Below are 23,253 nucleotides of genomic sequence, written 5' to 3'. Positions count from 1 at the left end.
CCGATTGTCCCGGTTGCCGGAACGCACGGGACAAACCTATTGCAGGGCGAGCACATATCGTGGATCAGTGCGCGCTGAATCACCTGTCTCCCCCGCACTCGTGGCCTGGGGCAACGCCTGGCTGGCCGGTCACGTGGGCCTCGACGAGGCCGCCGACCAGGTGGAGTCCGTCGCAGGACCCACGTTGATCGCCACCGTGCCCCTTCGTGTGCACCTCGCCGACCTGCGCTCGCAAGGTCTCCATGAGGTACGGCTGGCCCTCCCCGCCCCCGGCGACCCGCTGGGGCTGTCGGGGCCGCCCGACTTCAACGCCGCCGCGGTGGACGCCGGGCAGGCGGCGATAGCCGTACTCGCCGGGCGGAACGTCGGCCTGGTGCCGGAACCCGACCTGCGCGGTTCGTCCTACCAGGGCACCGCGTTCACGGTGCACCCGGCCGGGCCGGTCCGCGCCGACCTGCCCTCCGTGGCCGAGGCCGAGCGCGATCTGGCCGAGGCCATCCGGGCGGCCACCGAGGCGCTCACCTCGGTCGAAGGGCCGGGCCAGGCCCATCCCGGCCAGTTGGAGCGCGCGGGCGGCGAACTCGCGCCCGGCTATCCGGGCCGCGCCCACCGCGTGTCCGCGCTGGCCGCGCGGCTGGCGGTGATGCTCCGGCTGGCCGACGAGGGCCTCGGGCTGACCTCCGCGCAGATGGCGACCAGGTCCGCGGCTCTGCGCCGGCTCGACCACGCGGTACGGCGGGCCACCGTGGCCGCCCACCACGCGATCTTCGAGCCGATCAGGAACCCGTGAGCTTCCAGAACCGGATCTGCTTGTCCTTGCCGGCGGTGACGATGGCCGGCCTGCCCGACATCGTCACCACGGCGACCAGCAGGACGCCCTTCTTGTGGGCTTTCACCGGCTTGCCGAGCGGCTTGCGGGTCTGGGGATCCCACAGCCGCATCGTGCCGTCGGTACTGCCCGAGACCAGCACCACCCGCTCGCCGACCACGCCGAACGACAGCGAATAGACGATCTTCTTGTGCCCGGTCATCGGCTTGCCGATGGACTTGCCGGTCTTCGGGTCCCAGAGGCGGATCTTGTTGTCCTTGCCGCCCGAGGCCACCACCGGGCGGCCGTCCAGCGCGCCCATCGCGATCGAGTAGACGCCCTTGGTGTGACCCTTGTACGGCTTGCCGTACTTCTTGCGCTTGGCCAGATCCCACAGCCGCAGCGTCCTGTCCTCACCGGCCGAGACCGCGACCACGCGTGCGCCGACGCGGCCCACGCCCAGCCAGTTGACCGATCGGGAGTGTGCGCGGACGGTCTTGCCTACCTGCTTCTTCTTGCCCAGGTCCCAGAACTTCAGCATGCCGTTCGCGTCGCCGCTCACCGCGACCCACTTGCCGCCCGCCTTGCCGACCGCGACCGCGTAGACGGAGTCGCCGTGGTAGCCGAGGACCTTGCCCTTGCGGGTCTTGAGGTTCCAGAGTCGGACCGTGCCGTCGTACCCGCCGGAGACGGCCATCGGCGTCTTGCCCATGGTCAGGCAGGCGACGGCGTACACCTCCTGGCTGTGGCCCCTCAGCCTGGCCACGTACTTGTGGTCCTTGGCGTTCCAGATCCGCACCTGGCCGTCCTGGCCGCCGGAGACGAGCATCAGCTTGCCGGAGATGGTGATCGCGGAGACGGTCTGGACGGCCTTGGAGTGGCCCTTGAGCGACTTGCCGTCCTGCTTGCCCAGGGCGGGGGGCTGGACGACCACCTGGGGCGGTGGCGTGGGAATCGGTGTCGGCGTCGGGGTTGGCGTTGGGGACGGGGTGGGCGTCGGGGTGATCGAGGTGGTGACGCCCGCGACGCTCTGCTTGTCCGGCCCGCCCTCGCCGGAGGTGAACAGCCTCGGCACCACGACCAGCAACGTCGCGCTCAAGGCCAGGGCGATCACCAGGGCGGCGGTGACCAGGCCGGCGCGTCCGCGCCGGGGTGGGTCCGGGTTCTGGGGGACGCCCTTGAAGAACGCGTCGTTGTCGCCCGGAGGCTGTGGCGGGCTTGGGTGCCCGAGCGCGTTCTGGTGCTGCGGGGGCGGGGCCGATTGCGTGGCCGGCTGCGTGTACGGCCGGCCGTACACGCCGGAGGGGTTGGCCCATCCGGTCGGCGCCACGGGCGGCGGGAACCCCGCGGGGCCCTGTGCCTGATGGGCGGGCGGGGTCGGGTCGGCGGGCGGGATGGAGGGCGGGTCGGCGGCGACCTGGGAGCCCGTGGTCATCGCCACGTCGGCGTCGCGCTCCGGGATGGGGCCCTGGTTCTCCAGGAGGGCGAAGAGGGTGTCGGCGGCCGTCGGGCGTTCGTCGGCGCGCTTGCTGAGGCAGGAGCGCACGATCGCGCGGAGGTTGTCGGGAAGGGCGGAGAGGTCGGCTTCCTCGTTCATCACCCGGTAGATGACGGCGGGCAGGCTGTCCTGGCCGAACGCGGGCCGCCCGGTGGCCGCGAAGGTCATCGTCAGCGCCCAGCTGAACATGTCGCCGGCCGGTCCCACGCGCCCGCCGGAGATCTGCTCGGGCGACATGTACGCGGGCGTGCCCACGACCCCGCTGCTGATCGTGATCGCCGAGTCCAGTGCCCTGGCGATGCCGAAGTCGATCACCCGGGGCCCGTCGCTGCCGATGAGCACGTTGCTGGGCTTGAAGTCGCGGTGGACGATGCCGGCCCGGTGGATGGCGGCCAGCGCGGTGACGGTGCCGACGGCCAGCCGGTAGAGCGCGCCGCCCCGGCGTGGCCCCTCGGTCTGGACGACCCGCTGCAGCGAGACGCCGTCGACCAGCTCGGAGACGATGTACGGCCATTCGCCATCCATGTTGGCCCCGATGACCTGCGCGGTGCAGAACTGCGCGACGCGGCGGGCGGCGGCCACCTCGCGCATGAACCGCTCGCCGTCGATGCCCGGACGGTCGAGCCGGGTGTTGAGCAGTTTGATGGCGACCATCTGCCCGTCGGGGCCCTGCCCCTGGAAAACGATTCCCTGCGCGCCTTTGCCCACCCGGCCCAAGAGCCGATAGTTCCCCAGCGATACTGGATCACCCTGCTGCAAGGGGTGTAAATCCGGCACGTATCCCTCCCCCTTACGCAGAAACCCCCACGACAAGCCTGGCCAGCAACCCCAAACCCGCGCAAGCACCGCCAGATCACGAAAGATCATCACTCTTTGTGGGATATTTGCCCTCGGCAATATTCAGCTGAAGAATCTGGGATTTCCAGCACCGTAGGGGGAGCCGCATATGCGCAAGTCTCTCAGCATGCTCTTAGGCGCGAGCCTGGCCGTCACCGGATTGACCGCCATACCCGCCCAAGCAACCTCAAAAGCCACCATTGTTTCCCAAACCGCCCGCGCGCCGTACTCGAACTTCAAGGTCAGCGTCAAATACAGCACCCGCACCAAGCGTGGCGGAAAGATCCTCTACAAGATCAAGGCCAAGAACCTCGGCCCCCACTACGCCGACTACTTCTGGGTCGGCGGCCAGGTCCCCAAGGGCGTCGTGCCGACGCTGCGGTGGAGCGCCGCCAAGGGCACCAAGTGCAACTGGGAAGGCCGATATTTCTGGTGCTGGGGCCGCTACGCCCTCGAAGTCGGTGACTCCGAATGGCTGAACTTCCAGGTGACGCTCAAGAAGAACACCAAGGGCACCGCCGTGGCCAAGCTCGGCGTGATCGCCTTCGATGTGCCGCTGGGCGCGGAGAACATCGACGAGGAAGAGCTTGAGCGCATCGGCATCAAGGGCTGGAAGTGGCTCAAGACCACCAAGACCAAGATCGTCTGGCCGCCCAAGCGGCCCACGCGCGGCTGGACGCCGCCGCCGGTGGTCAAGGACTACAACCCGCCGGTGGTGCACGAAGAGTCCAACAAGAAGAAGGACACCTAGGCCGCAAGGGCGTCACCTTCTTTTACGGCAAGCCGACCGAGCCGCCACCCGCCGACCGTGGCCGGCGGCCTCCAGGAAGACGCCACGAGACCCGCACGGAGCCGGGCGCCGCGACGGCGCCCGGTCACCGGGCACGGGGCTGTCGTTTCCCGGCGCGAGACCTGCCCTCATCCTCACGCGGACCGGCGAGACGTGCACGAGCCGCGGGCCCGGCAAGGAGGTCTGGCCGGATGGCCGGGACGGATCCGGCGATGACGACGCGGCGGGTGACAGGGGCGGCCGACGGCGGCAACCGGGTCCTTGGCGCGCGTCCGGCGGGACGGGCGACCGGGTGGTTGTGGTGGGACGGGGCGGCCGGGTGGTTGGGGTGGGTCAGGCGAGGCCGTGGCGGACGGCGTAGAGAGCGGCCTGGGTGCGGTCCTGGACGCCGAGTTTCATGAGCACGTTCGACACGTGTGTCTTGACCGTCTTCTCCGCCACCGTCAGCGCCCGCGCGATCTCCCGGTTGGAACGTCCGGCGGCGATCAGCGTGAGAACCTCGCGTTCGCGCTCGGTCAGCTGGACCGGACCGGGGACGTGCACCTCGGGAGGGCCCGCGCCGAGCATGGCCTCGGCCGCCTCGGGGGCCAGCAGCACCTGGCCGCCGTGCACCGCCCGGACCGCCTGCACCAGCGCCGACGGGTCCACGTCCTTGTACAGGAAGCCGGCCGCCCCCGCCCGCATGGCCGGGCCGACGTCGGAGCGGTCGCTGACCGAGGTGAGCACCACGATCCGCGTCGCGGAACCGGTCAGGCGTTCCAGCGCGCCGAGCCCGCCGAGCACCGGCATCTTGAGGTCGAGCAGCAGCACGTCCGGCTTGAGCTCGCCGACCAGTTCGACCGCCTCCTGCCCGTCTCCGGCCTCGCCCACGACCGTGATGTCCTCCTGGAGGTCGAGGAAGGTGCGCAGGCCCTGCCGTACCACCGGATGGTCGTCGGCGATCAGCACCTTGATCAAATCCCCACCTCCACCAGGACCGTGGTCCCCTCGTCCCGGGACGAGCCGACGGTCAGCGTGCCGCCGACCGACTCCGCCCGGTCCTTCATGGATGCCAGCCCGAGCCCTCTGGAGCCGGCCTGGTCGAAGCCGGTGCCGTTGTCGGCCACCGAGAGGGCCAGCTTGCCACCCTCGTACGCCAGCCGCACCCACACCTGGGTGGCCCCCGAGTGGCGCAACGCGTTGTGCAGCGACTCCTGGGCCACGCGCAGCACCACCACCTCGACCGCCGGGTCCAGCGGCGGGAGCTCGTCGCTGTCGAACGTGATGGCAGCGGACTGCAGCCGGTCGAGCATGCGGACGTGCTTGCGCAGCGTCTCGCCCAGGCCGTGGCGGTCGAGCTCGGCCGGGCGCATCTCCACGATGACCGCCCGGAGCTCGGCCATGGCCTCACCGGCCAGCTTCTGGACGTGTTCGAGCTCGGCGGCGGCCCTGTCGGGGTCGGTGCGCAGCATCGTGGCCGCGGCCTGGGCGGTCAGGCGCAGCGAGAACAGCTTCTGGGTGACCGCGTCGTGGAGTTCGCGGGCCATGCGGTTGCGCTCTTCGACGAGGGCCAGCTCGCGGCCCTGCTCGTACAGCCTGGCGTTGGTGAGCGCGATCGCGGCGTGCGCGGCGAACAGCGTGAGCAGGTCCTGGTCGTCCTGGGTGAAACCGCCGGGGGTGCGCTTGTTGGCGAGGAAGATGATGCCGAGGACCTCGTCGCCGTCGCGGATCGGGACGCCGAGGAAGTCCTTCATGACCGGGTGCGCCTTCGGCCAGTACTCGAACCTGGGGTCCTCGCGCAGGTCGGGCAGCCTCGCGGGGGTCCCCTCCCGGAGCATCGCGCCGAGCATGCCATGCTGGCGGGGCAGCGGGCCGATCGCGTCCCACTGCTTGTCGGTCAGTCCCTCGGCGACGAACTCGGCGAACGAGCCGTCCTCGTCGGGCACGCCGAGCGCGGCGTAGCGGGCGTCGAGCAGGCGTTGCGCCGAGCGCACGATGACCTGCAGCACCTCGCGCACCGACAGGTGACGGGTGACCGCCAGCACGGCCGAGCTCACGGCCTGCAATATCTCGTCGCGATCGGGGGTCACCCGACCACTCTATGGTCCTAGGTCGATGTGCCCAGTCCCGGGCGGGACTTCAGCCCGATGTACGGCGGGCCGCGCCTTTCTAGCGTCGAACCATGACGAACACCGCACTCATCACCGGCGCTTCCCGCGGTCTCGGCCTCGCCCTCGCGAGGTCCCTGGCAGGTGCGGGATGGAACCTCGTCCTCACCGCGCGCGGCGCCGACGATCTGGAGAAGGTCGCCGCCGAGATCGGCGCCACCGCGATCCCCGGCGACGTGGCGGAAGCCGAGCATCGCGAACGGCTGGCCAAGGCGGCCCCCTCGCTGGACCTGCTGGTCAACAACGCCAGCGGACTCGGCGCCACACCGCTGCCGAAGATCGCGGGGTATCCGCTGGAGGCGTTCCGCGTCCTGCTGGAGACCAACGTGATCGCCCCGCTCTCCCTCATCCAGGCGACCATTCCGGCGCTCAGGGCCGCCAGGGGCGCGATCGTGAACATCACCTCCGACGCGGCCACCGGCGCCTACGAGGGCTGGGGCGGCTACGGAGCCACCAAGGCGGCCCTGGAGCAGCTCTCGAACGTCCTGGCCGCCGAAGAGCCCGACGTCGCCGTCTGGTGGGCCGATCCGGGTGAGATGAACACCCGGATGCTGGCCGACGCCGTGGGAGCCGACGAGGCCGCGGGCGCCGCCGACCCGGCGCGGGTCGCGATCGCCCTGCACGACCTCATCAAGCGCCGCCCGGCCAGCGGGCGGGTGAACCTGCAATGACCGCCATCCTGGACGGCGGGCCATCGGGTCTCGACTTCCGGCTTCCCGCCGCGCTGGAGGCCCACGCGCCGCCCGAGGCCCGCGGCCTGTCCCGCGACGGGGTACGCCTGCTGGTGAGCCGGGGCGATACGCACACCCATCACCCGTTCGGCGACCTGCCCGGACAACTGGATCCCGGCGACCTCGTGGTGGTCAACAACTCGGCCACGCTTCCCGCGGCGGTGCGGCTCGACCGGCTCTCGGTGCACTTCTCCACCGCCCGCGAGGACGGGACGTGGCTGGTGGAGCTGCGGCGCCGTACCGCGAAGGCGTCCGAGCCCTACGGCGGGGGCGAGCCGGGCGAATGGCTGCCGCTGCCGGGCAACGCGACGCTCAGGCTGATCGAACGCGAGACCCCGCGGCTGTGGCGGGCGCGGCTCGACCAGGACGTGGAGAAGTACCTGGCCAGGAAGGGCGTGCCGATCCGCTACTCCTACGTGGACCGGGACTGGCCACTGGCCGACTACCAGACCGTGTTCGGCACCGTGCCGGGCAGCGCGGAGATGCCGAGCGCGGGACGGCCGTTCACGGCGGAGCTGGTGACGGCGCTCGTGTCACGGGGTGTGGGAGTCACGCCGATCACCCTGCACACGGGCGTCGCCTCCCCGGAGAAGGACGAGCCGCCCTACGCCGAGCGCTACGACGTGCCCGAGCACACGGCGCGCCTGGTTAACCTCACGAGGCGCGCCGGCGGGCGCGTGGTCGCCGTCGGCACGACCGTCGTACGGGCGCTGGAGACGGCGACCGGTGCCGATGGGCTGGTCAGGGCGTCGAACGGATGGACCAGGCACCTGGTCACTCCCGACACGCCGCCCCGTGCGGTCACCGGGCTCATCACCGGGCTGCACGAGCCGAGGTCGAGCCACCTGCTGATGCTGACGGCGTTCGCGGGCCGGGAGACGCTGGCGGAGGCGTACGCGGAGGCGCTTCGGGAGGGGTATTTGTGGCATGAGTTTGGTGATGTGCACTTGATTCAGAAGTAATTGCTTTACATGGATTTTGCCTGCGTGATAGGAAAAGCCGACGTTCACGGGGGGTTTTCCTCGTCCCACTTTCCTCACGGAGACAGCTGCATGCGCAACTCCATCACGAAGGTAGCCACCTTCACGCTCGTCGCGGGGGCCATGATCCTTCCGGCCGTCCCGGCGGTCGCCGGCACCGCCGCCACGGCCACCACCGTCGCCACCAAGGCCGCGGACCAGCCTTACTCGATCATGAAGGTGGGCGTCAAGGCGCCCAAGACGGTGAAGCGCGGCGGCAAGATCCACTACCGGATCGACGTGCTGAACACCGGCCCCCACCAGGCCGACTACTACTGGGTCGGCGGCAAGCTGCCCAAGGGCATCGTCAACGGCCTGCGCTACAACGGCCCCAAGGGCACCCAGTGCGACTGGGACCCGACCGGGTTCTGGTGCTGGGGGTCCTGGGAGCTGGAGAAGGGTGACAAGGACTGGCTCGACATCCAGGTCACCCTGAAGAAGGGCACCCGCGGCACGGCCACCGCCCAGCTCGGGGCGCTGGTGTACGACATCCCAATCGGCATGGAGAACATGGACAAGGAGGAGATCGACCGGGTCGGCGGCTTCAAGTCCTGGTTCTACGGCAAGAAGGTCAAGACCAAGATCGTCCGCTAGGTCGCTCCCACGCGAACCCCGGGCCGACCGGGGTTCGCCTTGGGCCGCGGTGACCGGCCGGCGGGGCGTCGTGGCGGCGGGGACCACGTGCGACGTGCGCGGCGCCCGGCGATCGGCGCGCGCCCACGGCGGCGGGAGGTGGGGGCGGCGGCTTGCCGTAACGGAAACGGCGGGGTGTGAAGCCGAATGTCGGGCCGGTGCGAGAGCAGGCGATCCGGCGCAGTACCGTGGCTCAAGTGGACCAGCGCACCCTCCTGATCACGCTCACCGGCCCCGACCGGCCCGGTGTCACCAGCCGCCTGTTCTCCGTCCTGGCCGGCTTCCCGGTCACCGTCTCCGACATCGAACAGGTCGTCATCCGCGGCCGCCTCACCCTCGGCGTGCTCGTCGCCTACGTCGGCGGCCCCTCCACCGGCACCGGCAGCACGCTCGGCGCCATGTGGACCGCCGTCGAGCGCACCGCGGAGGACCTCGGTCTGGAGGTCGAGCTCTCCACCGGCTCCCTCACCAAAGAGCAGCGCCGCCGCGGCCGTCTGTCGGTCAGCGTGCTCGGACCCTCGCTCCCCCCCGCCGCCATCGCCGGCATCGCCGGCAGGATCGCGGCCGCGGGCGCCAACATCGACCGCATCGAGCGCCTGGCCCAGTGGCCGGTCACCTGTATCGAACTGTCCGTGTCCGGCGCCGACCCCGACGCGCTGCGCGTCGAACTGGCCGCCGAGGCCGCCGCCCAGCAAGTGGACGTGGCCGTCCAGCGCACCGGCCTGTCCCGGCGGGCCAAGCGGCTCATCGTCATGGACGTCGACTCCACGCTCATCCAGGGCGAGGTCATCGAGCTGCTGGCCGCCCACGCGGGCTGCCTGGACGAGGTGGCGCGGGTCACCGAAGAGGCGATGCGCGGCGAGCTGGACTTCGCCGAGTCGCTGCGCCGCCGGGTGGCGTTGCTGGAGGGGCTGCCGGCGTCGGTGTTCGAGCAGGTGCGCCAGGAGGTCGTCCTGACCGCGGGCGCCCGGACACTGGTGCGCACGCTCAAGCGCCTCGACTACCGCTTCGCGATCGTCAGCGGCGGCTTCACCCAGATCACCGACTCGCTGGTGTCGGACCTCGGCATCGACTACTCGGCGGCGAACGTCCTCGAAGTCGTCGACGGCCACCTCACCGGCCGGGTCGTCGGCGAGATCGTCGACCGTCCCGGCAAGGCGCGCGCGCTGGAGCGCTTCGCCCGCGAGGCCGGCATCGCGATCAGCCAGACGGTCGCGATCGGCGACGGCGCCAACGACCTCGACATGATCGCCACCGCCGGGCTGGGCATCGCCTTCAACGCCAAGCCCGTCGTCCGCCAGGCCGCCGACACCGCCGTCAACTCCCCGTACCTGGACGTGATCCTCTACCTCCTCGGCATCTCCCGCGACGAGGTCGAGGCCGCCGACGCCGAGGACAACGTCCTGGCGCCGAACTGACCGCGTCGGCTCAGCGCCGGGTGACCGATCGGGCCAGGTCGAGGGCGTCGGTGTTCAGGGTGCGCAGCGCCGGGTGGGCGGTGACCGCGTGGCGCAACGCCCGCCGTACCGAGGAAGGCTCGCCCTCGGCTGCCTCCTCCAGCAACTCGTCGACGTGGCTGGCCACCTCGTCCAGCCCATCGCCGTAGGCGTCCTCCTCCGGAGGCCGCGTGTTGTCCCGTACGGCCCGCGCGCTCGCCACCAGCCGGTCGGCCACCGCGTCGAGCACGGCGGTGGTGGCGTCCGAGCCCACCTCCGAACCCCGCAGCACCGCGGCCAGCAACAGCGCGTCGTCGCGCAGCTTCCTGGACAGGGTGAGGGCGCCGCGTAGTTCCTCGGGCGCCTTGCCGTGAGGTTCCTTCTCCAGCCGGTCCAGCGACTCGCCGAGCCGGTCGGCGGCCTGGCCGGCGGCCTCGGTGCGCTCGGACATGGCGTCGAGGTCGCGCTCGGCCAGGGCGCGGATGACCGCGGCGTGCTCGGTCAGGAGGTCCACGGTCAGGTCCTTGATCCCGCTCGCCTCGCCGCGCGGCCACAGCAGGCGGGCGGCGACCAGCGCGAGCACGCCGCCGCCCGCGGTCAGTACGAGGCGGGTTCCGGCGGCCTCCCAGTCCAGGCGGGTCGAGAAGTCCGTCAGCAGCAGCGCCAGCGGCGTCGCGAACACCGTCCAGTACCCGTAGCTGACCTCACGCAGCGCGAACCCGAGCGTCCCGAACACCAGCACCGTCGCCACGATCGTGTACGCGCTCGGCACCGCCGCCAGCACCAGTGCCGCGGCACCGGCGCCGACCACGGTCCCGGCGACCCGGAGCACCACCCGGTCCACGGTGTCGCCATAGGTGGAACGCAGGCCCATCATCACCGTGAACACGAACCACTTGCCGTAGTGCTCGTGCATGCCCACCATCAGCGCCATCGACGCGGCCACCGCGATGCCGAGCCGCCCTGCGTGCTCGGGTTCGTCACCGAACTTGAGCTGCCAGGTGAACCGCGGCAACCGGGCAGGAGCCTGGATGCCCTCGCTGGTGAACACCCCGATCGTCCGCACCGCCACGGCGATCCGGTCGAGGCAGCGCCGTACCTGGCCGAGGAGCGCGACGGTCCGCAGCGACTCCGGGTCGGACAGCTCCCGCGCCCGCAGCCGCGAGATGTGCTCGGCGAACTCGGCCGTGGCCGCCATCGCGACCGGCACACCCGCGGCGCTGCCCGCGGCCACCTGCCGCAACGCGGCCGTCAGCGCCGCGACGACCTTGTCGATCTCCTGCCGTTCCGCACCCGCCTCCGCCCGGAACGCCCGCAACGCCACCGTCTCGTGGAAGACCCGCACCAGCGTCTGCACGTAAGCGTCCGGCGATCGATCGAGATCCTCCCCACCGCGGTACGCGGCGGAGGCGGTACCGGCGTCGTCCAGCGCCTGGGACCCGCGCTCCCGCAGCTCGGACCAGTCCTCCTCGGACCGCCCGAGCCCGTCCAGCATGCCCGCCAGCGCCTCGACCGCCTCGTCGAAGGCGTCCTTCAGCGGATCGAGCCGTCGCACGGGCCACAGCGCGAGCGCGAGCACGCAGAACTCGATCCCGCCGAGCCCGACCATCAACGCCCCGTCGAACCCCGCCCGGGGGATCAGATAGAACCCCGTGACCACGGCCAGCACCGGCGGCATCCCCACGGTCCGCCACTGCCCGCCGGCCGCCGCCACCAGCCCGATCACGGCGACCGCCCACCACGGCTGCGGCGCGATCAACGTCCCGAGCCAGAACCCCGCCGCGATCAACCCCACCTTGATGGCGAGATTCCGGGCACGCTGCCCGTACGGCTTCCCGTAGGCATCCCCAAAAGCCGTGAAATAGGCGCCCAGAGCGGCCAGCCCGCCCGCGTGCGGCGCCCCGGCCACGGTCCCGATCACCAGCGGAAGCGCGATCGCCACCCCGCACAGCAGCCCGTAGCCCCACGGCGGACGGGCGGGCAGCTCGAAACCACGCCTCAGCGAACGAACGGCCCCCCGCATGGATCCGCCCCCGGTGTAGCTCCTAGGCCTGCTTGGGATCCCAGCGCGTGACCAGGCGTCCCTCCCCCGGCCAGAGATCTACCCAGGCCGAAGCCGTCTCGATCACCGCGAACGACCCAGGCCGAAAGCCGTAGTCCCCACCCGCCAGCCCGAGCGCCAGCTCATGAACCCCCGGATTGTGCCCGCACAGAACCAGCGTCCGCGCCTCCGGATCCTGCAGCCGCACCAGCGCCAGCAACTCATCGGCGTAGGCCTCGTAGATGTCCCGCTCAAAGCTGACGCTCCGCTCGGGGAAAGCCAGCTCCGCCGTACGCCGCGTGCGCAGGGACGGCGAACAGAGCACCAGGTCGGGCTCATACCCCAAGGCCCGGATCTCGTCACCGGCCCGCCCGGCGTCCCGCTCGCCCCGCTCGGTGAGCGGCCGATCCCGATCCGCCAGCCCCGGGACCTGGGCGGCCTTGGCATGCCTCAGCACGATGAGCGTACGCACGCCGCTCACCCTCTCGACGCCCAGACGGCGAGCCCGACGAGAACGCCCAGGATCACCACCATGGCCAGCAGAATCAGGGCCAGCGTCCTGCCACCGTTGGGCCGCTTCTCTTCCACCCGCCCAGTTTCCCACCCAACCACCCCGCCCCGGCATCCGCCCGGTTCCAGCTTCGGCGTTGGGTCGGCTTGTGCCGTGCGCGGGCCTGGTTCCTGGCCGCGGTGACCGGCCGGCGGGGCGTCGTGGCGGCGGGGACCACGTGCGACGTGCGCGGCGCCCGGCGATCGGCGCGCGCCCACGGCGGCGGGAGGTGGGGGCGGCGGCTTGCCGTAACGGGAAGCCGGTGGGTTGAGGGGGAGACATGAAAAGGCGCCCGCCGGAAGCGGGCGCCTTTCCGAGTAGTACCGCCTACGAGCGGCGGGCTTGGGACCGCGGAACCGCTACGACGCCACCGGCGCCGGGTCGCGGTCGTTGTCGGAGGTGGAGTCGATCGGCACCGAGCGGCGCTTGCTGATCACGATGGCCACGATGACCACCACGACCGCGAACGTCGTCACGCCGATACGCACGGCCGGGTTGTCCGCGTAGAGGACGACGGCGGGGGCCACCAGCAGCGCCACCAGGTTCATGACCTTGATGAGCGGGTTGATGGCCGGTCCGGCGGTGTCCTTGAACGGGTCGCCGACCGTGTCGCCGATGACCGTGGCCTCGTGCGCCGCCGAGCCCTTGCCGCCGTGGTGGCCGTCCTCGACGAGCTTCTTGGCGTTGTCCCAGGCGCCGCCCGAGTTGGCCAGGAAGACCGCCATCAGCGTGCCGCAGGCGATCGCGCCGGCCAGGAACGCGCCCAGCGGCGCGTAGCCCAGTGCGAAGCCGACCGCGATCGGGGTCATGACGGCGAGCAGACCTGGCGTGGCCAGCTCGCGCAGCGAGTCGCGGGTGCAGATGTCGACGACGCGGCCGTACTCCGGCTTGACGGTGCCGTCCATGATGCCGGGGTTGTTGCGGAACTGGTCGCGGACCTCGTAGACCACCCGCATCGCCGCCCGTCCGACGGCCATGATGGCCAGGCCGGAGAACAGGAAGACGACCGCGGCGCCGATGATCAGGCCGACGAGCACGTTCGGCTGGTCGATGTCGAGGCCGAAGGTGGCCGGGTTCGGTAGTTCGCCCTGGACGGCGGTCTTGAAGGCGCCGAACAGGGCGGTCGCCGCGAGCACCGCCGTGGCGATCGCGATGCCCTTGGTGATCGCCTTGGTGGTGTTGCCGACCGCGTCGAGGCTGGTCAGGACGCGGGCGCCCTCCCCCTCGACGTCGCCCGACATCTCGGCGATGCCCTGCGCGTTGTCGGAGACCGGGCCGAAGGTGTCCATCGAGACGATGACGCCCACGGTGGTCAGCAGACCGGTTCCGGCCAGCGCGACCGCGAACAGCGCCACGGTCACGTTGCCGAAGCCCAGCAGGAACGCGCCGTAGACGGCGCCACCGATGATCAGCGCGGAGTAGACCGCGGACTCCAGGCCGACACTGATGCCGGACAGGATGACGGTCGCCGCGCCGGTCCTGGAGCTCTCGGCGATCTCCTGGACGGGGCGCCGGTTGGTCTCGGTGAAGTAGCCGGTGAGCAACTGGATCGCGCTGGCCAGCACGAGGCCGACGAGCACGGCGCCGATCGCGATGATCCGCGGGTCGGCGTCGGACTGGACCGAGGAACCGGCCAGGCCGCTGAAGCTGCTCGGCAGGTACCAGAAGGCGGCCGCGGCCACGAGCACCGCGGAGATCGCGGCGGAGATGAAGAAGCTGCGGTTGATGGCCGCCATGCCGTTGCGGTCCTTGTCGCGCAGGCCGGTGACGAAGATGCCGATGATGGCGGTGACGACACCGATCATCGGCACGATGAGCGGGAAGATCAGTCCCTGCTCGCCGAAGGCCACCTTGCCCAGGATCAGGCTGGCGACCAGCATGACCGCGTACGACTCGAACAGGTCGGCCGCCATACCCGCGCAGTCGCCCACGTTGTCACCAACGTTGTCGGCGATGGTGGCGGGGTTGCGTGGGTCGTCCTCCGGGATGCCCTGTTCGACCTTGCCGACCAGGTCGGCGCCGACGTCCGCGGCCTTGGTGAAGATGCCGCCGCCGACCCGCATGAACATGGCGAGCAGCGCCGCGCCGAAGCCGAAGCCCTCAAGCACCCCGGGCGCGTCACCCTGGTAGAGGAACACGACGACGGCTGCACCCAGCAGGCCCAGGCCCACCGTGAACATGCCGGCCACGCCGCCGGTCCTGAAGGCGATGCGCATGGCGCGCTTCTCGCCGCTCGTCCGGGCCGCGGCCGCCACACGGACATTTCCGCGTACGGCCAGCCACATGCCCATGAATCCCGTCAATGCGGAAAAGCCCGCACCGACGATGAAGAAGATCGAGCGGCCGATCTTCACATCCGTCGCGCCGGGCAGGAACCACAGCACGATGGGGATGATGACCACGAAAATGGCGAGAGTCTTGAACTGCCGCTTCAGATAGGCGGCCGCTCCTTCCTGTACGGCACGCGCGATGTTCTGCATGCGCTCCGTGCCTTGGTCGGCCGCCAGCACCTCGCGTACGAGGCCGCCGGCGACGGCCAATGCGATGAGTGCCACGGCGGCCACCACGACCACGATGGTCAGATTGCTTCCGCTCAGGGTCAGATTCGACGCTGGCTCGGCAGCCAGGTAGTGCCTAAACATCCGTTCTCCTCGGCAAGACCGGTACGTCCTGCCCGGGCGGTGCTGCAAGGTTCTCGGTTGGTGCGGCACCATCCGGGTAATGGGTGCCGCTTCCGGTTGAGTCCGCAGTGTCGCCGGATCACCTTGGCCGGTGCGGGGGAGTCTACGCAGGGGTTCCGCGGATATGAAGGCTCTTGAGGCGGGCAATTATGCCCACGTCCAGTAAGCCCCAGACTGGGACCCGATTTGGGAACTGGCTCGGGTTATGTCTGGCGGTTTACGGTCATGACAACTTCTTGAAAAGTGTCGTCCTAAATGGGGGTGGGCGTGTGCGGGGTGCCGGGCGCCGTTGCGGCGGCCGGGCACGCGCGGGTTCAGAAGCGTCACCCTGGAGGCCGCCGGCCATGGTCGGCGGATGGGGGTGGTTGGCTTCGCCGTACTGCCGGAAGGAGCCCTTCCGCGGCGTCCCGCCTCACACCTCCGAGACCGCCCGCTTCACCCCTCTGCGGCCGCCCGCTCCGCATCTGCGCGCCCAGCCCGCCTCACACCACCACGGCTGACCCGCCTCGCCCCTCCGCGACTGCCCGCTCGCCCCTCTGCGGCCGCCCGCTCCACGTCAGATCTTCCCGACGCACTCACCTGGGCGCACCACAAGACACGCCCCCTCAGCAGCCGCCGCGCCACCGCCGCCTTGCCCGCCGCCACCGCCGTTGCCTCGCCCTGGCCTACTCGGCCGCCACCGCCGTTGCCTTGCCCGGCCGCCACCACTGCTCCCCGCGCTCCGGCCGGCCTCGCCGGGGCATGCTCGCGTGGCCCGCTTCGCGTTGCGTGGCACCGTCCATGGGCGGGTCGCTTGAAAACCGGACGTTCCCCCTCAGCAGCCCACCACGTCCCCCGCAGGACCCCCCACCACGGACGCCCCTCAGGGGGTGCCACCGCGGGCGCGCCCGCTCAAGACGCCGCGCCCGGAGCCCAACGCGGCACCACGGAGACGGGTTGTAAGAAGCGTGCCCGCTATGACGGTGATGTGCCCCAGGGACGCGCGACCACAGACGCGGGCGCGCATCCCCTGTCACAGGCGTGTCCTTTTAGGACAAGCAGCCACTTCCGCAAGCGTGCCCCTTTTCGAGGGCAGCGCCGGAGTCAGGAGGCGCGGCCGTTGAGAGAAGCCGGCCAGCTCATCCTGATGCGCATCCCCTTGGGGCTGGGGAACACCTCGACGTCGTCGGCCAGCCCCGCGATCACCGCGATGCCGAAACCCGACATGAACGAATCGGAGAGCATGCCCAGATCGACCGGCTGCTCCTGCTGGATCTCGTCGCTCGGGGCCTGGTCGCTGACCGTGACCTCGAAGCGGCCGGAATCATCGCGAAGCTCGATGCGGATCGGCTCTCCCGGGCAGTGGGCGCGGTGCGCCTCCACGGCCCGGGAGCAAGCCTCACCGACGGCTAGCCTGACCTCGTCAAGCAGCGACTCCTCCACGCCGGTACGCCGGGCGATGGCCGTGGCGACCAGCCTGGCGGTCCGCACGTGGGCGGGGAGGGCGCTGAACGTCAGCTCGACGGTAGCCATGGCTACTTGTCTTTGCCGTGAGCTTCCTTGGCCTCGTCGACCGAAGCGTAGATCCCGAAGACCTTCGTCAGACCGGTGATCCGGAAGATCTTCAGGATGCGCTCCTGCGTGCAGACCAGCTCGAGAGAGCCATCGTGCGCGCGAACTCGCTTGAGCCCGCCGACCAGGACGCCAAGGCCGGTCGAGTCCAGGAAGTCGACCTTCTCCATGTTCACGAGAAGGTGGAAGTTGCCCTTGTTGACCAGGTCGATCAGAAGCTCACGCAATCTGGGCGCGGTGTAGACATCGATCTCACCCTCGACCTCCACGATGGTGAGTCGGTCCTCGTTGTGGTGATCCAGCTTCAGATCCACAGATCCTCCAGCGCCTCGCCTGCGAAAGTACCCTTGCGGGCCTGGCAGTCTGGAGCGGTGCTCCCGACTGTCGGACCCTGACGCGCGGCATTCAACCACGCGTCTGCCTTGTGTCTATACGAAATCACGATTCCCGGCGACTTTGCCCACGGATGCCAGACTGGAAACAGTGACTTCCTCCGCTTCCTCCCCACACCGGCCAGGTCCACTCCTCCAGCACCTGCTCGGCGTTCCCGCACGTCATGAGCGCGTCACCCATGTGGAGCATGTTCCAGCACGTCAGGCGGGTCAAGTGGGATGGCCGAAATGGGCACCGGAACTCCTGGTTACGCGCTTGGCGAACCAGGGCGTAACGGGTTTGTGGCCCCACCAGTACGAGGCGGCTGACCTGGCGCACCGTGGCCGAAACGTGATCATTTCCACAGGAACGGCGTCCGGGAAGTCGCTCGCGTACCTCACGCCCGCGATCGCCGCCTGCCTCGACGGCGGCACCGTCCTCTACCTCACGCCCACGAAGGCGCTCGCCGCCGACCAGCTCCGCTCGGTGCGCGAACTACGCATCTCCGCGGTACGGCCGGCCACCTTCGACGGCGACACCCCTTTCGAGGAACGTACGTGGGTCCGCCAGCACGCCAACTACGTACTGACAAACCCCGACATGCTCCACCGCGGCATCCTGCCCCGGCACGCCCAGTGGTCCGCCTTCTTCCGCCGCCTGCGCATGATCGTCGTCGACGAGTGCCACGGCTACCGCGGCGTCTTCGGCTCCCACGTGGCCCAGATCCTGCGGCGGCTGCGCCGCGTGTGCGGCCGGTACGGCTCCGCGCCCGTCTTCATGCTCGCCTCCGCGACGGCGAGTGAGCCGGCGGCGTTCGGGAGGCGGCTGACGGGGCTTGAGATGGACGAGGTGACCTTGGACGCCTCGCCCAAGGGGTCGACCACGTTCGCGCTGTGGGAACCGCCTCTGACGGATCTACGGGGCGAGGGCGGCGCCCCGATCCGCCGCACCGCCACCGCGGAGACCGCCGACCTGCTCGCCGACCTGGTTCTGGCCGACATCCGAACCCTCGCCTTCGTCCGCAGCCGCCGAGGGGCGGAGACGGTCGCCCTGTCGGCCCGCGCCAAGCTGGCCGACGTAGCCGCCACCCTCCCCCACGGCGCCCACCTGGGCCCCCTCCCCGGCGCCTCCCTCCCCAACCTCCAGGACATCCCCCTCCCACCCCCTCCAGCCGACCTCCCCACTCCCACACCCCCAGCCGACACCCTCCCAGCCACCCCAGCGCCCACACTCCCCGCCAGCGCCCTCCCCGGCATCCCCGCACCCACGCCCCCAGCCGACACCCTCCCTGACGTCCCCCTCCCCACACCCCCAGCCGACACCCTCCCTGACATCCCAGCGCCCACACCCCCAGCCGACCCTGATCCGCAGACCACCCCACCACCCTCGGCCCCAAGCGACACCGATCGGGTTGCTCCCGGCGACGTCCTTCCGACCCCACGCGACGACGCCCCGGCCCACGCCCCCACGAGCGGCACCCCGGACAACACCGCCCCGACCGGCGCAAGCAACACCTCCTCACCCCCGGCCACCGGCGCCGGTGCGGCGAACACCCCGACGGCGCTGCCCGGCGCAACGCGCGCGGCGCCCAACCCCACAACCGGCGCCCCGGCCACCGGCTCGCCAGACACCGCCCCGGCCCGCACCCCCACAAACGGCACCCCGGACAACACCGCCCCGACCGGCGCCACCACGAGCGCCAACCCGCTCCACGAGTTCCCCCGCCACCCAGCCCACGACCCGGCGGACCGCACCCCCCGCACCCCCCGCAGCCTCCCGGCCGAAGACACCGCAGACCCCGCGGACGCCCAAGCCGTCCACGCCGACCTATGGGCAGATCTGGCCGGCCTGCCCGGCAAGGTGGCCGCCTACCGCGCCGGGTACCTCTCGGAGGATCGCCGCCTCCTGGAGAAGGCCCTGCGCGCCGGCACCCTGATTGGCCTGGCCACCACCAACGCCCTCGAACTCGGCGTGGACGTCTCCGGCCTGGACGCCGTGCTGATCGCCGGTTGGCCGGGCACCCGCGCGTCCCTGTGGCAGCAGGCAGGCCGGGCGGGTCGTGACGGTCAGGACGCGCTGGCCGTACTGATCGCCCGCGACGACCCCCTGGACACCTACCTGGTCCACCACCCGGAAGCCCTGTTCGGCCGCCCGGTGGAGGCCATAGTCCTGGACCCGGACAACCCGTACGTCCTCGGCCCCCACCTCTGCGCCGCCGCCGCCGAGATCCCGTTGGCGGAGGACGATCTGGCGACATTCGGCGACACCACCGCGACGGTCCTGGACGACCTCGTAGAGCAGGGCCTGCTCCGGAGAAGGTCCGCCGGCTGGTTCTGGACCAGACGCGAACGCGCCACCGACCTGGCCGACATCAGGGGCGCGGGCGGTGCCCCCGTCCAGGTTGTGGAGTCCACAACCGGCCGCTTGCTGGGCACGGTGGACGAGCCCTCGGCCCACACCACCGTCCACACCGGCGCCGTCTACCTCCACCAGGGCGAGACTTTCCTGGTGGAAGAGCTGGACCTGGAGGCCGGTGTGGCCCTGGTGGGCGCCGCTGAACCCGACTACTCGACGTTCGCCCGCGACATCACCGAGATCCGCGTACTCAAGTCCCTGCGCACCACCCCCATCGGGCCGGGCACTCTGACGTTCGGCGAGGTGGAGGTCACCCGGCAGGTCGTCTCCTACCTGAAGCGCCGCCTCCATACGGGCGAGATGCTGGGCGACGAGCCCCTGGAGCTCCCCCCACGCACCCTCCGCACCCGCGCCGTCTGGTGGACCCTCCCGGCCGACACGATCGCCACCCTCTCGGAGGAGGGCTTCGACCTGGCCGGCGCCGCCCACGCCGCCGAACACGCCTCGATCGGCCTGCTCCCGCTGTTCGCCACCTGCGACCGCTGGGACATCGGCGGCGTATCCACCGAACTCCACTTCGACACCGGCCTCCTGACCGTCTTCGTCTACGACGGCCACGAGGGCGGCGCAGGCTTCGCCGAACGCGGCTACTCCCGAGCGACAGACTGGCTCACCGCCACCCGCGAAGCCATCCGCTCCTGCGAGTGCGAACGCGGCTGCCCATCCTGCATCCAGTCCCCCAAATGCGGAAACGGCAACGAACCCCTAAGCAAACCCGGCGCCCTCCGCCTCCTGGACACCCTCCTGGACCCCTAACCCCCACAAGCCCCCACATCCAGTACGGCAAGCCAACAACCCACCGGTTCACCCCAGACCACCGCAACGACGGCCTGGAACAACCACCTGTCCAGATGGTCCGAGACCAGCCGTCAGAGCGTGCCGAGCCCCGAGCGACCAGACACTCCAAGGCCGACTACCAGAGACCATGGCGCCCCACCGAGCTGGCAAACCCGGCCACCCCACGGCCTTGGCGCCCTGGCGGCTGAACACCTTGACGGTTAGACGGCTTGACGATCGGACGGCTTGACGATCGGACGGCTTGACGGTTGCACGGCTTGACGGTTGGACGGCTGCTTGGGCGTGCCGGGTCTGCACCGGCTTGTGCGGTCCGGGGCCGGAATCCCGGGAGTCGGCCCAGAAGGTGCTCTGGTATGGACCAGTTGGCGATCAAAGGCGGGCGATCTGGATCCCCGGGGCCACGGCGGCCGGCCCACAGTGCGGTCGTCGCGGCGGCCGACCATGCGCGGCCGACGACCGTCACCCTGGAACGCCACGAGCCCCGTGCGGTGGGTGGGGCAAGCTGGCGGGCCGTAAGGGAAGAGGGCCCTTCAAACGCAGCGGTGGGGCAAGTCGGCCGTAGGAGAAGAGAGCCTTTCAAACGCGGTGGGTGGGGCACGCTGGCCAGCAGTAACAGAAGAGGGCCTTTCAAAAGCGGCGGCGGCACGAGAGGCCATTGGAGGATCGAGGCGGGTCAGCTTTCCGTGCGTTCGTCGGGAGTCCAGAAGTCGCCCGGCTGGGGACGCTCCCAGAATCCGCTGTCCTCCATCGCCCGCGGAGTCGGTGGGAGGTAGTCATCCCAACGATCCTCAAGCCGTACGGCAGGCGCGGGCACCGACGACTCCGGCATCACGGTCACCGCCGAACTGGGCAGAGCGATACGGACCGGCTCGTGACGGGCGGCGTCGGCCTGGTTCTGCGCGGTGCGAATGTCATCAGCGCTCAGGTACAGCGGTAAGGCGGCAGGCGGTTCCACCCCGCCCGCCGGACCGGGCGCCGGCACCTGGCCATCGGGCATCTGACCGGACGCCGACGCCGAACCCGACGGCACGCCGGACGCCCTCGGCGCGCCGGACGTCCTCGTCAGGCCGGATACCTGCGGCGCCACCCGCGACGGGGCGCTCCCGGGCGGGGCGACGTCCGGCTGATCGCGCTTCGGACGGGTCTTGGCCACCGCCAGAACCACAGCCGGACGGCGGGGCGCGGTCGTGGCGGACGGAACGCCGTCGCCGGGCGGCGGCCCGTCGTACCCGCCCCCACCGGCCCCCACGCCAGGCCCTCCGCTCGGACCGCCCGCGTTCGCCAGTGACCGCCGCCGCGCCCATGCGCCGAAGTGAACGGCGACCAGCAGAAGAACAAGGCCACCGGCGACATACAGCCCGTACTGCCCCACGCTGCCCAGCGGGGACTCCGACGACTGCGCCGTCACCTTGCTGTCGGCGGGCGCCTGGCTCTCTTCGGCGGCCGGTGCGAGCCCGTCGTCCTTGGCCTGTTCGTCGGCGGTAGGCAGCGGCAGGTTGCCGTTCTTGTCGGTCTCCGGCATCGCCGGGAGCTTGGTGTCGTTCTTGGGTGTGGTGACCCTGCCGGTGATCTTGGGCTCGGTCTTCTTCTTGTTGTTCGGGATCGTGGGGAGTTCGTCGACGCCGTTCTTGTTGGTCTGCGGCTTGGTGGTGGGGGCGGTGGTCGCCTTCTTCGTGGTCGGCTTGGCGGCGGGCGGCGCGGGCACGTTCACATACGCCGGGCCCGAGTTGCCCGAGCCGATCGAGCCACCGTCACCGTCTCCGCGGTACGCCTTCACCGTGAACCCCACCCGCTGCCCCGCGGCCTTGGGCGGCACGGACAGCGTCGCCTTGCAGGTGCCCCCGCCGCACGCCTCGTCGGCCGACATCCGCCCGACGATCCCGGACTGGGTGGTGGCCACCTCGTACGACTGGAGATCGGGCTCCCCGCCCTTGCTCCAGGTCACGACGACCTTGTCCGCGCCCCGCAACGTGGCATCCACCCCGCTGGGCGCAGCCGCCGCCCGCCGGAGCTTGAACGTGCTCGTCTCATAGGTGCTGCCGCTGATCTCACCCCGGAGCGTCACGGTGAAGGTCCCGTTGGGCACGTCCCCGGCGTCGAAGGTCCCCGACAACGTCTGGTTCGCGCCCCCACTGGCTACCTTCTGCCGAGGCGTGGACGGCCCTTCGACGTAGAGCGCCATGCTCAGTTGCGCCAGCCGGGTACGCGCGGAAACCGGCACCGACCCACCACTGACGACCTGGCCATCGGAAGGCGATGTGATCTGCCCGTCCTGCCCCTGCGCGTTCCCTTGCCCATGGGCGAACCCTTGACCCTGTACGAACGTCTGCCCCTGGGCCGGCGCCGTACCGCCGCCAAGCGCGATGGACCCGGCCACGACCAGCGTGGCGGTCATCAGTCTGCCAACCACCGTCACGACGCATCCCTTCAGGAGAGCCTCGTGCCGCCTGTCGGGGCGGCCGGAAGTGCCAGTTCCCCGGCGACCATAGCGACTGAGATCCGCCGTTCCCAGGCCTAATCCCAGAAGGCATGAACCGAGGGTAAGCGCGACCTTACGCCAGATATCCCGCTCTTGGACACCGCGTCCAAGAAGTCGTGATTCGATTGCGACCTGCCTCCCACCAACCCCCGCAACCCCACCCATAACCACCCCACCACTCCCACAACCGCCCCCAACCCCAACCTCAACACCCAACTCCCCGCTCCCCGCTCCCCGCTCCCCGCTCCCCGCTCCCCGCTCCCCGCTCCCCGCTCCCCGCTCCCCGCTCCCCGCTCCCCGCTCCGAGGCAGCCCACCAGCCGAGCCGTGAGCCAGGACCACAGCCACGCCTGACACCGCTTACCCGCCTTGGACGCGGTGACGGGCTGCGATGCGGACAGGGCGTGGGTCACGAGGCGTCCAGGACCCACGGCGCCCGGACACACCGGAGCCGAGCAGGGCCGGGAC

General features: G+C 70.7%; 16 protein-coding genes. 7 read left to right on the top strand and 9 right to left on the bottom strand.

What is annotated here, in order from left to right; genetic code table 11:
• Window positions 1-67 precede the first annotated feature (67 nt).
• Window positions 68-790, top strand: coding sequence for a hypothetical protein (locus ACIBKY_RS35870; protein ID WP_397103834.1), 723 nt, complete (start codon window positions 68-70; stop codon window positions 788-790).
• Here the strand turns inward: ACIBKY_RS35870 and ACIBKY_RS35865 are convergent.
• The gene (locus tag ACIBKY_RS35865) at window positions 777-3,023 is read right to left on the bottom strand and encodes a protein kinase (protein ID WP_397103832.1); all 2,247 of its coding nucleotides are present in this window, start codon (window positions 3,021-3,023) and stop codon (window positions 777-779) included. The two genes, ACIBKY_RS35870 and ACIBKY_RS35865, sit on opposite strands and share 14 nt — an antisense overlap.
• Before the next feature lie 229 nt (window positions 3,024-3,252).
• Here ACIBKY_RS35865 and ACIBKY_RS35860 point away from each other — a divergent pair, with 229 nt between their 5' ends.
• Window positions 3,253-3,894, top strand: coding sequence for a hypothetical protein (locus ACIBKY_RS35860; RefSeq protein ID WP_397103830.1), 642 nt, complete (start codon window positions 3,253-3,255; stop codon window positions 3,892-3,894).
• A gap of 372 nt (window positions 3,895-4,266) precedes the next feature.
• On the opposite strand, the gene ACIBKY_RS35855 is transcribed toward ACIBKY_RS35860, so the two are convergent.
• Complete coding sequence (locus tag ACIBKY_RS35855) at window positions 4,267-4,890, bottom strand: response regulator (protein ID WP_397103828.1); 624 nt, start codon at window positions 4,888-4,890, stop codon at window positions 4,267-4,269.
• Window positions 4,887-6,002 (bottom strand): GAF domain-containing protein, encoded by a 1,116-nt coding sequence (locus tag ACIBKY_RS35850; RefSeq protein WP_397103826.1) that lies wholly within the window; start codon window positions 6,000-6,002, stop codon window positions 4,887-4,889. The genes ACIBKY_RS35855 and ACIBKY_RS35850 overlap by 4 nt, the downstream gene beginning before the upstream one ends.
• Window positions 6,003-6,094: 92 nt before the next feature.
• Between ACIBKY_RS35850 and ACIBKY_RS35845 the strand changes: the two genes are divergently transcribed.
• The 4 genes from ACIBKY_RS35845 (at window position 6,095) to serB (ending at window position 9,881) form a co-directional block, all read left to right on the top strand.
• Window positions 6,095-6,751, top strand: a complete 657-nt coding sequence (locus ACIBKY_RS35845) for an SDR family NAD(P)-dependent oxidoreductase (protein WP_397103824.1) — start codon at window positions 6,095-6,097, stop codon at window positions 6,749-6,751.
• Entirely contained in the window at window positions 6,748-7,773 is a 1,026-nt protein-coding gene (locus ACIBKY_RS35840; protein WP_397103822.1) for an S-adenosylmethionine:tRNA ribosyltransferase-isomerase, read from the top strand. Before ACIBKY_RS35845 ends, ACIBKY_RS35840 begins: the two co-directional genes overlap by 4 nt.
• Before the next feature lie 90 nt (window positions 7,774-7,863).
• Window positions 7,864-8,424, top strand: coding sequence for a hypothetical protein (locus ACIBKY_RS35835; protein WP_397103820.1), 561 nt, complete (start codon window positions 7,864-7,866; stop codon window positions 8,422-8,424).
• A 236-nt stretch (window positions 8,425-8,660) separates the two neighbouring features.
• Window positions 8,661-9,881 carry a phosphoserine phosphatase SerB gene (gene serB / locus ACIBKY_RS35830; protein ID WP_397103818.1) on the top strand — a complete coding sequence of 407 codons (1,221 nt, stop codon included), beginning with the start codon at window positions 8,661-8,663 and terminating at the stop codon, window positions 9,879-9,881.
• 10 nt (window positions 9,882-9,891) lie between these two features.
• Here the strand turns inward: serB and ACIBKY_RS35825 are convergent, their stop codons facing one another.
• From ACIBKY_RS35825 to ACIBKY_RS35805, 5 genes are all read right to left on the bottom strand, one after another.
• Window positions 9,892-11,922: an FUSC family protein gene (locus ACIBKY_RS35825; RefSeq protein WP_397103816.1), complete on the bottom strand. Its 2,031-nt coding sequence runs from the start codon at window positions 11,920-11,922 to the stop codon at window positions 9,892-9,894.
• A 22-nt stretch (window positions 11,923-11,944) separates the two neighbouring features.
• Window positions 11,945-12,412, bottom strand: a complete 468-nt coding sequence (locus tag ACIBKY_RS35820) for a SixA phosphatase family protein (protein WP_397103814.1) — start codon at window positions 12,410-12,412, stop codon at window positions 11,945-11,947.
• Window positions 12,413-12,849: 437 nt separating this feature from the next.
• Window positions 12,850-15,132 (bottom strand): sodium-translocating pyrophosphatase, encoded by a 2,283-nt coding sequence (locus ACIBKY_RS35815; protein ID WP_397103812.1) that lies wholly within the window; start codon window positions 15,130-15,132, stop codon window positions 12,850-12,852.
• A gap of 1,122 nt (window positions 15,133-16,254) precedes the next feature.
• Window positions 16,255-16,683 (bottom strand): ATP-binding protein, encoded by a 429-nt coding sequence (locus tag ACIBKY_RS35810; RefSeq protein WP_379611337.1) that lies wholly within the window; start codon window positions 16,681-16,683, stop codon window positions 16,255-16,257.
• A gap of 2 nt (window positions 16,684-16,685) precedes the next feature.
• The gene (locus ACIBKY_RS35805; RefSeq protein WP_020542579.1) at window positions 16,686-17,036 is read right to left on the bottom strand and encodes an STAS domain-containing protein; all 351 of its coding nucleotides are present in this window, start codon (window positions 17,034-17,036) and stop codon (window positions 16,686-16,688) included.
• Between the two features lie 409 nt (window positions 17,037-17,445).
• Here ACIBKY_RS35805 and ACIBKY_RS35800 point away from each other — a divergent pair, with 409 nt between their 5' ends.
• Complete coding sequence (locus tag ACIBKY_RS35800) at window positions 17,446-20,265, top strand: DEAD/DEAH box helicase (protein WP_397103810.1); 2,820 nt, start codon at window positions 17,446-17,448, stop codon at window positions 20,263-20,265.
• Window positions 20,266-20,980: 715 nt separating this feature from the next.
• On the opposite strand, the gene ACIBKY_RS35795 is transcribed toward ACIBKY_RS35800, so the two are convergent.
• Window positions 20,981-22,723, bottom strand: coding sequence for a hypothetical protein (locus tag ACIBKY_RS35795; RefSeq protein WP_397103808.1), 1,743 nt, complete (start codon window positions 22,721-22,723; stop codon window positions 20,981-20,983).
• Window positions 22,724-23,253 lie beyond the last annotated feature (530 nt).

This window comes from Nonomuraea sp. NPDC050394, assembly GCF_044459065.1.
Lineage (GTDB): Bacteria > Actinomycetota > Actinomycetes > Streptosporangiales > Streptosporangiaceae > Nonomuraea.
The sequence above is the reverse complement of the archived record's forward strand: the minus strand, read 5'-3'. Positions and strand labels throughout refer to the sequence as shown.

Coding starts and splice junctions, on each gene's coding strand:
- ACIBKY_RS35815 (WP_397103812.1), bottom strand. CDS start 15,132: ATGTTTAGGCACTACCTGGCTGCCGAGCCAGCGTCGAATCTGACCCTG.
- ACIBKY_RS35835 (WP_397103820.1), top strand. CDS start 7,864: ATGCGCAACTCCATCACGAAGGTAGCCACCTTCACGCTCGTCGCGGGG.
- ACIBKY_RS35810 (WP_379611337.1), bottom strand. CDS start 16,683: ATGGCTACCGTCGAGCTGACGTTCAGCGCCCTCCCCGCCCACGTGCGG.
- ACIBKY_RS35840 (WP_397103822.1), top strand. CDS start 6,748: ATGACCGCCATCCTGGACGGCGGGCCATCGGGTCTCGACTTCCGGCTT.
- ACIBKY_RS35860 (WP_397103830.1), top strand. CDS start 3,253: ATGCGCAAGTCTCTCAGCATGCTCTTAGGCGCGAGCCTGGCCGTCACC.
- ACIBKY_RS35825 (WP_397103816.1), bottom strand. CDS start 11,922: ATGCGGGGGGCCGTTCGTTCGCTGAGGCGTGGTTTCGAGCTGCCCGCC.
- ACIBKY_RS35845 (WP_397103824.1), top strand. CDS start 6,095: ATGACGAACACCGCACTCATCACCGGCGCTTCCCGCGGTCTCGGCCTC.